The organism is Mesorhizobium sp. M0058, assembly GCF_040323095.1.
Taxonomy (GTDB): domain Bacteria; phylum Pseudomonadota; class Alphaproteobacteria; order Rhizobiales; family Rhizobiaceae; genus Mesorhizobium.
The window spans coordinates 95,979-108,500 of the sequence record NZ_JAMYUQ010000005.1 but is presented as its reverse complement, the minus strand read 5'-3'; the positions used below and the strand labels follow the sequence as shown (position 1 = coordinate 108,500).

At 62.1% G+C, this 12,522-nt stretch carries 10 protein-coding genes and 1 tRNA gene; 3 read left to right on the top strand and 8 right to left on the bottom strand.

Translation table 11 applies throughout. The features are described from left to right. Nucleotides 1-6: 6 nt before the first annotated feature. Together xth and NKJ75_RS09890 are read left to right on the top strand one after the other, a co-directional pair. Nucleotides 7-801 carry an exodeoxyribonuclease III gene (gene xth, locus NKJ75_RS09895; protein ID WP_023667698.1) on the top strand — a complete coding sequence of 265 codons (795 nt, stop codon included), beginning with the start codon at nucleotides 7-9 and terminating at the stop codon, nucleotides 799-801. Between the two features lie 114 nt (nucleotides 802-915). Beyond that, the gene (locus NKJ75_RS09890) at nucleotides 916-1,170 is read left to right on the top strand and encodes a hypothetical protein (RefSeq protein WP_245259994.1); all 255 of its coding nucleotides are present in this window, start codon (nucleotides 916-918) and stop codon (nucleotides 1,168-1,170) included. Between the two features lie 45 nt (nucleotides 1,171-1,215). Here the strand turns inward: NKJ75_RS09890 and NKJ75_RS09885 are convergent, their stop codons facing one another. The 5 genes from NKJ75_RS09885 to NKJ75_RS09865 form a co-directional block, all read right to left on the bottom strand. After that, the gene (locus NKJ75_RS09885) at nucleotides 1,216-2,040 is read right to left on the bottom strand and encodes a tetratricopeptide repeat protein (RefSeq protein WP_023714413.1); all 825 of its coding nucleotides are present in this window, start codon (nucleotides 2,038-2,040) and stop codon (nucleotides 1,216-1,218) included. Further along, nucleotides 2,027-3,751 (bottom strand): dihydroxy-acid dehydratase, encoded by a 1,725-nt coding sequence (ilvD, locus tag NKJ75_RS09880; RefSeq protein ID WP_023706010.1) that lies wholly within the window; start codon nucleotides 3,749-3,751, stop codon nucleotides 2,027-2,029. The genes NKJ75_RS09885 and ilvD overlap by 14 nt, the downstream gene beginning before the upstream one ends. A gap of 289 nt (nucleotides 3,752-4,040) precedes the next feature. Then, nucleotides 4,041-5,255, bottom strand: a complete 1,215-nt coding sequence (locus NKJ75_RS09875) for an OmpP1/FadL family transporter (RefSeq protein WP_023701680.1) — start codon at nucleotides 5,253-5,255, stop codon at nucleotides 4,041-4,043. A gap of 360 nt (nucleotides 5,256-5,615) precedes the next feature. Beyond that, a complete protein-coding gene (locus NKJ75_RS09870; RefSeq protein WP_352499610.1) occupies nucleotides 5,616-8,399 on the bottom strand; it encodes a valine--tRNA ligase in 2,784 nt (927 codons plus the stop codon). A 266-nt stretch (nucleotides 8,400-8,665) separates the two neighbouring features. Beyond that, on the bottom strand, nucleotides 8,666-9,547 hold the full coding sequence (locus tag NKJ75_RS09865; RefSeq protein ID WP_023833794.1) for a PopZ family protein: 882 nt from the start codon (nucleotides 9,545-9,547) through the stop codon (nucleotides 8,666-8,668). On the opposite strand from NKJ75_RS09865, the gene NKJ75_RS09860 reads away from it, so the two are divergent. Beyond that, nucleotides 9,489-9,728, top strand: coding sequence for a hypothetical protein (locus NKJ75_RS09860; protein WP_196814986.1), 240 nt, complete (start codon nucleotides 9,489-9,491; stop codon nucleotides 9,726-9,728). The two genes, NKJ75_RS09865 and NKJ75_RS09860, sit on opposite strands and share 59 nt — an antisense overlap. A 146-nt stretch (nucleotides 9,729-9,874) precedes the next feature. On the opposite strand, the gene NKJ75_RS09855 is transcribed toward NKJ75_RS09860, so the two are convergent. The 3 genes from NKJ75_RS09855 to NKJ75_RS09845 form a co-directional block, all read right to left on the bottom strand. Then, a complete protein-coding gene (locus tag NKJ75_RS09855; RefSeq protein WP_023667706.1) occupies nucleotides 9,875-11,260 on the bottom strand; it encodes a TolC family outer membrane protein in 1,386 nt (461 codons plus the stop codon). A 184-nt stretch (nucleotides 11,261-11,444) separates the two neighbouring features. Then, the gene (locus NKJ75_RS09850) at nucleotides 11,445-12,119 is read right to left on the bottom strand and encodes a protein-L-isoaspartate O-methyltransferase family protein (RefSeq protein WP_023744773.1); all 675 of its coding nucleotides are present in this window, start codon (nucleotides 12,117-12,119) and stop codon (nucleotides 11,445-11,447) included. A gap of 110 nt (nucleotides 12,120-12,229) precedes the next feature. Then, nucleotides 12,230-12,303 (bottom strand) — tRNA-Cys (locus tag NKJ75_RS09845). Nucleotides 12,304-12,522: the final 219 nt, after the last annotated feature.

Genomic DNA, 12,522 nt, shown 5'->3' with positions numbered 1-12,522 from the left:
CCGCCCATGAAAATCGTTACCTGGAACATAAACGGCATTCGCGCCCGCATAGGCAACCTCACCCACTGGCTGAGCGAAAGCCAGCCCGACATCGTCTGCCTGCAGGAGATCAAGTCGGTCGACGAGCAGTTCCCGCGCGCCGAGATCGAGGCGCTTGGCTACAACGTGGAAACCCATGGCCAGAAGGGCTTTAACGGCGTCGCCCTACTGTCGAAACTTCCGTTCGACGAGGTTATCAGAGGCCTGCCCGGTGATGACGCCGACGAGCAGGCGCGCTTCATCGAGGGCGTGTTCTCGACCGACCAGGGCGCGCTGCGCGTCGCCTCGCTCTATCTGCCCAACGGCAATCCCATCGATGACGAGAAGAAATTTCCTTACAAGCTGGCCTGGATGGAGCGGCTGCATCGCTGGGCCGAGCAGCGGCTGCTTCTGGAGGAGGCGCTGGTGCTGGCCGGCGACTACAATGTCATCCCCGAGCCGGTCGATGCGCGCTTCCCCGAGAACTGGCTTGGCGATGCGCTGTTCCAGCCGCAGACCCGGCAGGCCTTCCGGCGACTGAAGAATCTCGGCTTTACCGAGGCGGTGCGCGCCGTCACCGATGCGGCCGATGTCTATACCTTCTGGGATTACCAGGCCGGCGCCTGGCAGAAGAACAACGGCATCCGCATCGACCATCTGCTGCTGTCGCCCGAAGCGGCCAACCGCTTTTCCTCGGCCTCGATCGAAAAGCATGTGCGCGCCTGGGAAAAACCTTCCGACCACGTGCCGGTGGCGATCGATCTGGCGCTGCTGCCGGCTTGATCAGCCGAAACCCTGATATCGCCACAATCGCGCCATTCAGTCAGAGATCAGCATGGCGGCTGGGGTTCCATGGCACTACGATTCCTCCTTTGTCCAATCGGCCTGGCATTTGCCATGGCCTCCCCTGCAGCGGCACTTGCCGACCAGCAGTGCCTGGCCAATGGCAAGTCCTACCAAGTCGGCCAGGTCACCTGCCTGACGGTTTCAGACAAGAGCCATATGGCCCGCTGCGACCTGGTGCTCAACAACACCTCATGGACCAAGATCGGCGATACCTGTCCCGACAGCACGATTAAGCCGCATCTGCACGTCACGCCGATCTCGATGCCGGTACACAGAGCGGTGCCGGCGGAACTCACCGAGAACTGATGGATGTGAGCTAATCTCCCCCCTCAAGGGGGGAGATTGGCAATTTCACTGGTCGTCACCACCCTTGGTGAGAAGATCGTCGGCAAGCGAAATCGCCGTGCGGCGGTCGGCTTCGCCGGCGGCGGCAAATGCCTCTTCCTGCATGCCGCGGATCCACGGCTGGTCGCTCGGCGAGGCGCGTTCGAGCGCGGCGGTCATCATGGCCAGCCCGCGCACGATCTTGCCGCTCTGGAACAGAAGATTGCCGAGCGTCGCCTGGGCGCCGGCATGGCCTTTTTCGGCGGCGAGTTGGAACCAGCGGCCGGCCTGCTTGACGCTGGCCTTGACGCCGCCCTCGCCCTTCAAAAACATCTGGCCCATCTCGAACTGGGCGTTCGGGTTGCGGTAGTTGGCGGCCGCGCGCATGTAATATTCCTGCGCCGCGACCTCGTTTTCCTCGACCGGGCTGCCGGGGATACCTGTCCGGAGATAGTCGCCCAGCGCCACCAGCGCGTCGGAGACATAGCTTTCCTCCGGCGATCCCGGCTCGACATCCTGATCGACGATCTCGGAGAAGAATTTGAAGGCCGCATAGTCGTCGCGCGTCACGCCGTCGCCTTCGGCGTACATGCGCGCGAGCTTCCAGGTGGCGCCGATCTGGCCGTTCTCGGCGGCGTATTTATAGGCCTCGACCGCCTGTTCCTTGTGGCCGCTCTTGTAAGCGGAGAAGCCGAACTGGAACACGGCCCATGGGCTCGATTGCGGCTTCACGCCGGTCTTGTCGTCGAACACCTTGTCGTCGAAGGCCATGGCCTGGCCCACGGCGCCAAAGATCGCAACAGCGACCAGTGCCGGAAGGACAGACGACCTCAACAACTCAGATATCCGCATAGCAATGTGTTTCTTTGGCACCGCCCGGATGGGTGACCGCGCCGTCGCGGGCAGGCCCTACCGTTTGTGCGTATTTCCAGATCGCGCCCGACTGATAGTCGGTCGTGCGCGCCTTCCAGGCCTTCGCCCGCGTTGCCAGTTCGGCCTCGGACAGGTCGACCTCGATCGTGCCTTTGGTTGCATCGATCGAAATCACATCGCCGTCTTTCAAGAGCCCGATCGGGCCGCCAACGGCAGCTTCGGGCCCGACATGACCGATGCAGAAACCGCGCGTCGCGCCCGAGAAACGACCGTCGGTGATGAGAGCGACCTTGCCGCCCATGCCCTGGCCGTAGAGCGCCGCCGTCGTCGACAGCATCTCGCGCATGCCCGGGCCGCCGCGCGGACCTTCGTAACGGATGACGAGAACCTCGCCTTCCCGGTAGTTGCGGTGCGTGACCGCCTCGAAACATTCCTCTTCCGAATCGAAACACCGTGCCGGACCTGAGAATTTCAGCTCCGTCATGCCCGCGACCTTCACGATCGCGCCTTCGGGGGCAAGGTTGCCCTTCAAGCCCACGACACCGCCGGTTTGGGTGATTGGTCGGTTGGCGGGACGGACCACATCCTGGCTATCATTCCAGGCAACATGCTCCATGTTTTCGGCCAAAGTACGGCCAGTCACGGTCATGCAGTCGCCATGGAGATAGCCGTGGTCGAGCAGCGTCTTCATCAACAGCGGAATGCCGCCGGCCTCGAACATGTCCTTGGCGACATATTTGCCGCCCGGCTTGAGGTCGGCGATGTAGGGCGTCTTCTCGAAAATCGCGGCAACGTCGAACAGGTCGAACTTGATGCCTGCCTCATGCGCGATCGCCGGCAGGTGCAAAGCCGCATTGGTCGAGCCGCCGGTGGCCGAGACCACGGTCGCCGCATTCTCCAGCGCCTTCAGCGTGACGACGTCGCGCGGCCGGATGTTCTTGGCGATCAGCTCCATGATCTTTTCGCCGGAGGCGAAATTGAAGCGGTCGCGCATCTCGTAGGGCGCCGGCGCGCCGCAGGAGTACGGCAGCGCCAGGCCGATCGCCTCGGCGACGGTGGCCATAGTGTTGGCTGTGAACTGGGCCCCGCAGGAGCCGGCGGACGGACACGCCGCCTGCTCGATCTCGAGCAGTTCGGCATCGCTGACCGTGCCGACCGAATGCTGGCCGACCGCCTCGAACACGTCCTGCACGGTGATCTGGCGGCCGCGATAGGAGCCCGGCAGGATCGAGCCGCCATAGATGAAGATCGACGGCACGTTGAGCCGCACCATGGCCATCATCATGCCGGGCAGCGACTTGTCGCAGCCGGCAAGGCCGACCAGCGCATCGTAGCAATGTCCGCGCATGGTGAGTTCGACCGAATCGGCGATGACATCGCGCGACACCAGCGACGACTTCATGCCCTGGTGGCCCATGGCGATGCCGTCGGTGACGGTGATGGTGCAGAATTCGCGCGGCGTGCCGTTGGCGGCCGCGACGCCTTTCTTGACCACTTGCGCCTGGCGCATCAGCGAGATGTTGCAAGGCGCCGCCTCGTTCCAGCAGGAGGCAACGCCGACCAGCGGCTGCGCGATCTCGGCGGCAGACAGGCCCATGGCATAGAGATACGAACGGTGCGGCGCACGCGCCGGACCGACGGTCACATGGCGGCTAGGCAGCTTGGCCTTGGAAATGACTTTGGCGTCCATTCTCTTCCTTGCCGCGGGCGGTGCGGCCTGCCTCATCGCCGAGCCTTGTGGCGCGTGTCCCGAGACGAATTCGAGGTGCGCCGGGTTTATGGCGGGAAATGGGCAATTTCTTCGGGCGAGGCTGTAGCGCGGGGGTTGGTCGGGAACTGTTGCCAAAACGTCACAATTGCGAGAGGTGAAAGTGATGCGACGGATTTGCAATACCAAGTTTTCCGTCATCGCTCGATGGTCCACCCACAAAACAAAAAGGCCGGGCTATACCCGGCCTTTCGTTATAATTTTCAGAGCCTTAGAACTTGATCTTGACGCCGCCCGAAATTGCCGTGACCAGATCGTTGCCGAAGTCGTAGCTGACGTCGGTACCGGCCTCATAGCCATTCTCGTCAGTCAACGTGCCTGAGTGACCACTGGTCAGTACACCAACCGCGCCGGCCAACCGCACTTCGATGTTGGCGGTTGGCGTGTAAGCGACGCCGCCACCGAGCGTCCAGGTATCGGTCTGCGAGCCAACACCGTGCGACGTGCCGCGATCCCAAGATAGCTGGGCGGCACCACTCCACTGCTCATTGAACTTGTGGCCGATGCCGGAGGTCACCGTCCAGCCATCGCGGTACATCAGGTCGAGCGAGGTTAGCCTAACTGGAAATGGGGAAATCGTCGTGCAAGGTGCAAGGCCCTTGGTTGCTTGCGAGCAGATCGGAATGCTCTGCAGCACACTCCAGTTGACCCATTTGATCGAGCCGAAAGCGAGCCAGCCAGGCGCGATGCCTGACTGAAGCTTCAATTCCACCGAATCCGGCATAGACGCGGAACCGTAGATGTCAGGTTTACCCTGGCCGACTTGCGATAGGTCGAGCGTACCCTCAAGATTGTCCAACTTGACCTGCGAGTTATAAACGAGGCTGGCACGCAGCGCGATTTCGGGGATCTCATAAGCAAGGCCGGCGCGCCAGCCCCAGCCGGTACCCTTTAGGTCAACGCGGCCAACGGCGCCAGGCGCCAGCGGCGTGATGAAGCTTTCCTTGAAACCATAGACTTCTTGGTAAAAGACACCGCCGATAAAACGTAGCTGGCCCTTGCCGGCATCCATTTTGTAGGAGCAGGTGGCTGCGTAATTATTGCTCTTGATATCGGTTTCGATGTTGGAGAAAGAGCCGTTCCAGATGCCAGGATTCGTATGCGCGCCCCAAGGCTGCGAATAGTCAGCCATGCAGTCGACGTCTTTAACCACCTCGGCCTTGAAGCCTATGCGCGGCACCCAGTAGCCTTCGCTGTCATCAGCTGTGCTTTTGAAGTTGAGCGTCGCGTTGCCGTCGACGGCATTCTTGAGCTTGCGCTCAGGCATCACGTAGGTCGCCTCGGCTTCGGTGGCGAAGCGCGCCGGATCGAACAGAAGGTCGATGTCGTAGCCACCGCGCTCGATGCCGCCGGCATGTACGGAACCGATCAAGCCCAGCGAAAAACACCCCGCCCCCAGCAGTGTTTTAAAACGCAGATTGTTCATGGATATCCTCCCCGAAATACTAGTGGGTCAAGCTAGAACCAATTCGGGTTAACGGCGCAACAATGAATTCACATAGCGTACATGTACACCTGAGGCGGCTGCCTTTCCGGCACAGCGGCTGGTTCCGAAGCAAGGCCGAAAAACGACTTTCCGGGGGCAGATCAGCGAAAGAATTCTGTGAAACCCGTCACAAAAACCTCAAAAACAAGCCCTTTCGGAGCTATTTGGCCCGATTGTTACATTATGGCAACAATGGGGCTGAAACTTTCCGTTTACGTCAATATTAACCTTACGGAATGCCTGTTGTTCGAGCAAAAGAACCGCCGCCAAGCACTTGCCGGCGCCTTGCGAATCCAGCGCTCAACCAGCGTCGCGCACCCTGGTCAACGCCACCGAAAGCTTCTCCTGCTGATCGCGGTATTCGTCGAGTTTTTCGCGCTCGGCCGCGACGATCTCTTCCGGCGCGCTGGCGACGAACCGTTCATTCGACAGCTTCTTGTGCAACCGCGCGATTTCCTCGGTCACCTTGGCCAGTTCTTTCTGCAGCCGCGCCGCCTCGGCGGAGAGATCGATCAGGCTGCCGAGCGGCAGGCAGACCGTCGCCTCGTTGACCACGATCTGGGCCGAGCCCTTGGGTGCCGCGTCCTCCAGCGAGATATCGCCGACCCGCGCCAGCCGCTTGATGGCGGACGCATGGCGGTCGAGCCTCTGCCGGGTCTCGACGCTGGCGCCAACCACCACCAACGGTGCGATCGCCGCCGGCGGCACGTTCATTTCGGAGCGCACGGAGCGGATGCCGGACACCAGATCGACCAGCCAGTTGATGTCGGCGGCCGCGTCCGCGTCCTCGAAGTCCGGCGACGGCCAGGCGGCGTGGCAAAGCAGCGTTGCGCGCGTCCGGCCCTCGCCCGCCGTCTGCGCCCACAACTCCTCGGTCATGAACGGCATCATCGGGTGAAGCAGCTTGTAGATCTCGTCGAGCACGAAGGCGACGCAGGCGCGGCTTTCGGCTTTGGCCGCCTCGTCAGTGCCCATGAACACCGGCTTGAGCAGTTCGAGATACCAGTCGCAAAACAGGTTCCAGACGAAGCGGTAGGCAGCCCCTGCCGCCTCGTTGAAGCGGTATGAGGTGATGCCCTCGGTGATCGCGTGCGACGCCCGGGTCAATTCGGTCAGGATCCAGCGGTTGACCGGCAACTTGGCGTCGTTCAGCCAAAAATCGTCATTGCGCGCGACCTCGTTCATCTCGGCAAAGCGTGTCGCGTTCCACAGCTTGGTGCCGAAATTGCGGTAGCCGGCGATGCGCGCCGGATCGAGTTTTACGTTGCGCCCCTGCGCCGCCATCACCGTCAGCGTGAAGCGCAGTGCGTCAGCACCAAACTCGTCGATGAGGTCGAGCGGATCGATGACGTTGCCTTTCGACTTCGACATCTTCTGCCCGTTCTTGTCGCGCACCAGCGCATGCACATAGACGGTGTGGAACGGCTCCTCGTGCATGAAATGCAGGCCCATCATCATCATCCGGGCGACCCAGAAGAAGATGATGTCGAAACCGGTCACCAGCACGTCGGTCTGGTAATAGGTTTTCAGCTCCGGCGTGTGATCCGGCCAGCCCAGTGTCGAGAACGGCCAAAGCGCCGACGAGAACCAGGTGTCGAGCACGTCCTCGTCGCGGCTCAGGATCTCGCCCGGCTTGAAGGTCTCGAGCTTGTCCTCGACCCAGGCCTTCCATGGACCTTCCAGCGCCAGATAATATTCGATCGCGGCGCCCAGCGCCTCTTCCTCGGTCTTCTCGACGAAGACCCGGCCGTCCGGCCCGTACCAGGCCGGGATCTGGTGACCCCACCATAGCTGGCGTGAAATACACCAGGGCTGGATGTTCTCCATCCAGTCGAAATAGGTCTTTTCCCAGTTCTTGGGCACGAAGTTGCTACGGCCTTCGCGCACCGATGCGATCGCCGGCTTGGCCAGCTCGGCGGCGTTTGCATACCACTGCTCGGTCAGAAACGGCTCGATCGGCACGCCGCCGCGGTCGCCATGCGGCACGGCGTGGCGATGCGGCTCGATCTTGTCGAGGAAGCCGCCGGCCTCCATCAGCTCGACGATTTTCTTGCGCGCGACGAAACGGTCGAGACCGTCGAGCTCGTCCCAGACGGCCTGGCGCTCCGGCGTCACGTCGAGCCCGGCGAGAAAATCCTCGTTATCCCTGAGCGTTATTGCCGCCTCGATGGTCAGGATGTTGATCGCCGGCAGCTTGTGGCGCTTGCCAACCTCGAAATCGTTGAAGTCGTGCGCCGGCGTGATCTTGACGGCGCCGGAACCCTTTTCCGGGTCGGAATACTCGTCAGCCACAACCGGAATTTTCCGGCCGACGATCGGCAACACGACATTCTTGCCGACCAGATGCCGGTAGCGCTCGTCGTCCGGGTGCACGGCGACTGCCGTATCGCCCAGCATCGTCTCGGGCCGTGTCGTCGCCACGGTGATGAATGTCCCAGGATTTTCCGGATCGAAAATCTCGCCCTCGATCGGATAGCGGAAGTGCCAGAGATTGCCATTGACCTCCTGCGGCTCGACCTCCAGGTCGGAGATCGCCGTCAACAGCTTCGGGTCCCAGTTCACAAGGCGCTTGTCCTTGTAGATCAGCCCTTCCTTGTAGAGGCTGACAAAAACTTCGAGCACGGCCTTGGACAGGCCTTCATCCATGGTGAAGCGTTCGCGCGACCAGTCCGCCGAGGCGCCGAGCCGCTTCAGCTGGTTGAAAATGGCGCCGCCGGACTCGGCCTTCCACTCCCAGACCTTGTCGATGAACTGTTCGCGGGTGAGATCGCGGCGATGTATCTGCTTTTCCATCAGCTGGCGTTCGACCACCATCTGCGTGGCGATGCCGGCATGATCCATGCCGGGCTGCCACAGCACGTTTTTGCCGCGCATGCGCTCGAAGCGCACGAGTATGTCCTGCAGCGTGTTGTTGAGTGCATGGCCCATATGCAGCGAGCCGGTGACGTTGGGCGGCGGGATGACGATGGTGAAGGCCTCCGCCCCCTCCTCGGCGCCGGCGCCGGCGCGAAATGCGTCCGCCTCTTCCCAGATTTTGGCGATCCTGGGCTCGACGGTCTTGGCGTCGTAGGTCTTTTCAAGCATGGGAAAATGGTCCGCGCGGTCGGGAGTTTTGCTGACCCGGTGTAAATCGGAAGGTTTTGGCCAAGTCAACCGCGAGGGCGGCCTCAGTCCTTCAACGCAAATAGGCGGGGCCCTGGTCATTTCAACGGGAAGGCCATGCCTGCACCTTCATCGTCAGCGATCCCGACGGTAACCTGATCGTGTTCGCGACATCGGCCGGAAGCTGACCTGCAGCGAAAGCGTCGCCCGAAGGCGGCGCCTTAATCCGGAACGGGCTATGGTGATGTCTACTGCGCGCCGCGCGCGACGCGCTCGATTTCTTCGCGTACCAGGCGCTCGACCAGCGTCGGCAGATTGTTGTCCAGCCAGTCCTGCAACATCGGCCGCAGCATCTCCTCGGCCATCTCGTCGACGGTCTTCTTGCTGCGGCTGGCGAAGGCGTCGGAGAGCTCGCCGAAGGCGGCTGCGACCTGCCGTCCCGTATGTTCCGAAACGATCGCCGACCGAACCGGAGTTGTATCGGCCGGGCGCGCGTGCTCGCTGCGCGAAGGATGAGCCTCGAAAGCCGGCTCGGCAGCGAGATCGTCTTCGAAAGCCTCGACCTCCGCGATTGCTGCCTGCCGATTTTCAGTCTCTGGCTGCCTGATCTCCGGCTGCCGTACTGTCTCAGCCGGTTTTGTCTGATTGCCAACCGCCGCGATTTCGCGGCGCCAATCAGTGACGATCGAGTCGGTGGTTTCCGCCTTTGCCCGCACTGCAGCTTCTGCCCTGACGGCGGGAGCAGGCTCGCTGGCTATCCTGGCGCTCACTTCCGCCAGGGTCATCGGAGCATGCGCGGGTGGCGCGGCGGTCGTGGCATTTGCCGCAATGGCAGGCTTCACTGGCGACGGCTCGGAGCGCGGCTCCGGCCGCGCAACCACCGGCTCGGCCAGTTGGGCCTGCACCTCGGCCAGCGTCACCGGCTTCTTGCTTTCGGTCGAGCTGTGCAATTCGCTGCGGAATGCCTCGACATCCGAAACAGGCCCGGCGGCCGGCACAAGGTCCTGGCGCAACTCATCGGCGTCGCCCGGCAGCTTGCGGCCGGTGTCGCTGTCTTCGATGATCCTCCTGATGGAAGCCAGTATTTCTTCCATGGAAGGTTCGCGCTGTGCGCTGCTTGCCGTCGCCATCGTCACATCCGCCGCCCCCGCGCATGATCCCGAAAATCGATTTTCGATTTTCGAAGAGGATCAGGCGCAAATCAAAGTTCTACAGCGTCCTTTGCGCATCCATCGGACGCGTGGCGCTGTAGTGACCCGTTCCTGGATTCCTGTCCGGCAAAGCCGGATACGAATCATGGCGACAGCGTAGCCGACGGATCGCCATCCGAGAATCCCCAATCTCGGAAGACGCCGGATTTCAACAATTTAGGCTACAAAAGACAAACGCCGCGCATCCATGGGAAGCGCGGCGTGAAATGCTTCAACCCTGGCGGGATTTGAGCCGCCCAGGTGGGCTCAACGACCGTCCGGCGTACGCAGCCCGATCCATTTGTCCTTGACGGCTCTGTAGTGCTCTTCAGGCTTGTACTTCACCACATTCAACGCCAGGCGATCGGCCGACAGGCGGCCCATGGCCGACAGGATGGCGTAGCTGGCTACAACCACATCGCGCTCGGAGCTGGCGAGGTCGATCTTTGCCGAGATGACGGCGTTCTGGGCATTCAACACGTCGAGCGTGGTGCGCTGTCCGACATTGCGCTCCTCGATGACGCCGTTGAGCGCCAACTGTGCGGCCGCGATCACCTGCCGATTAGCGTCGACGCTTTCCCGCGCTGCGATGTATTGCGTCCATGCCGAGGTCACGGCCTGGCGCACCGAGTCACGGCTGACATCCACCTCGATGCGAGCCTGGCTGAGCGATTCCTTCGACTGACGAACGAGTGCGGAGGTACGGCCGCCCGAATAGATCGGAACGGTCAGCGTCGCGCCGACCGTGGCGGCATTGGAGTCGCCGTCCGAATTCCCCGCGCCAGGTACAGTATTTTGATAGGCATGGGAAAGGCCGGCACTGGCAGTCAACTGCGGCAGCAACGCACCTTCCTGCGTCTTTACATCAAATCCCGCTGCATCGACGGAATGTAGGGCGGCCAGGATGGCCGGATGCTCGTTCGATGCAATGCCGATCGCCGCCTCGAGACTCCTCGGCAACAGCTTCGCCAACGGCGACGCGGCCTTGAGCTTGCCCGGCTCGTCACCGACGATCTGATGATAGGTTGCCGCACTGGCCAGAGCCTGCGCACGGGCAGCACTCAATTGCGCCACCGCGGCCGAACGAGACGCGTCGGCCTGCGCCACATCGGTGCGCGTGCCCTCGCCGACCTCGAAGCGCGAGCGTGCCGCGCGCGCCTGCTCGGTCAGGAACTGCAGATTCTGTTCGGTCAGCACCGCCACCTGGCGGTCGCGAATCACGTCCATATAGGCGCTCGCCGCGTTGAACAGCGTGTTCTCTTCGGTGTTGCGCAGGCCCTCGACCGAGGCCCTCACCTGTGCAGCGGCCGACGCGACCCTGTTCTTGGTCTGGAAGCCGTCGAACAGCGTCTGGTCAATCCGAACGCCGAAGCTGCCGGTGGTCAATGCCAGGCTCGCGTTCCTGCCGTTTAGGTGCCTGGAGGTGTAATCGATGTCAGCCGAACCAGTGATCACCGGGCGATAGCCCGACTTGGCGATCGCCACGCCCTCATCGGTGACGCGCACGCCGGCACGGGCCGAATTCAGCGAGGAATTGTTCTGGTAGGCCTTGGAAAGCGCGCCGAGAATGGTTTCCGCCGAGGCGGCTATCGGCGAAAGCGCTGTCGCGGAAATGAGGACGGTAACAAACAGACTCTTGGCTAAGGACGGCACTTTATATCCCTCATTCGTTTTGCACGGGAACCACGCCACGCCAGCCCATCCCTAGGGATCGGCCAGCGCCGCGTCGATCTATCGTTCCCCCGCTGACAGCTCCCGAAACCCCGGTTAACCAATCAGCAACGATTGTTCAATCGTAAGCCAACATGACAGAGTCTTTGCTGCAAGGCAAAATCACTTAGAACTCGAAGGCATGAATGCGTTCAAATCCGGGTAGTGGCTTAATTGCCGCATTAAATGCCCGTCTTCCGGTTACAACCCCCCCTGCGTTGAAAAAGAGCCGGGCTACGCCCGCATTGCCCTGCCCTTCCACAGCCACCAGCCGGCCGCCTTCGGCAAGCTGGTCAAGCAGCGCCGCAGGCACTTTCTCGACGCTGCCGCCGATGAGAATCACATTGTAGGGCGCCTTGGCGGCATGACCTTGCGGCAGTGGGCCGGTGACCACCGTGACGTTATCGCAGCCCTGCGCCGAAAGCGCCGCTTTGGCTGCTTCCGCCAGTGCTGTATCGCTTTCCAGCGCCACGACGGATTTGGCCAACCTGGACAGCAGCGCCGCGGAATACCCGGTGCCGCAGCCGACATCGAGCACCGAATCGCCAGCGTCGATCTCGGCCAACTGCAAAAGCTTGGCCAATGGCGACGGCTCCATGAGGTAGCGCGCACCGCTGCCATTGGTGCCGTCGGAGATGCGGATATCCTCGTCAATATAGGCGAGAGCCTGTTGGCCGGCCCCGACAAAGGCCTCGCGCGGCACGGCAAGCATGGCATCGAGCAATGCTGCGTCGGTCACATCCGTGGTGCGGACCTGGCCGTCGACCATCTTGACGCGAAGTTCGGAAAAATCAGCGCTCATGTCCCAACCAATCCGTCAAAAAGCCAATGCGCTGAAATGCGCTTGTCGCGCCGACACTGCGGCGCATTCGCCCGGAACTCAAGCCCCCGACATGCGGGAGCTGAAGCGACTGGAGGCCTCGCCCGGAATCGAACCGGGGTGCAAGGATTTGCAGTCCTCTGCGTAACCACTCCGCCACGAGGCCTCATCGCTCCCGGCGAGCGAACTCAATATGGTGGCAGCGAAAGGTCGTCAAGCGTCCGCGCGGCATTCCGGCGCGCTTTCCTCATCAGCCGCCGCAACGTGGTTCCCGAGCGATTTCAGCGCTTGGCGCACCGGCATATTGGCCGCTCGTCAAGCATGGCTGCGCGACCGGCGAAACTCGAACCCGCAGCTTTACGCAGCGGGTGCAAACCGGCTTTCA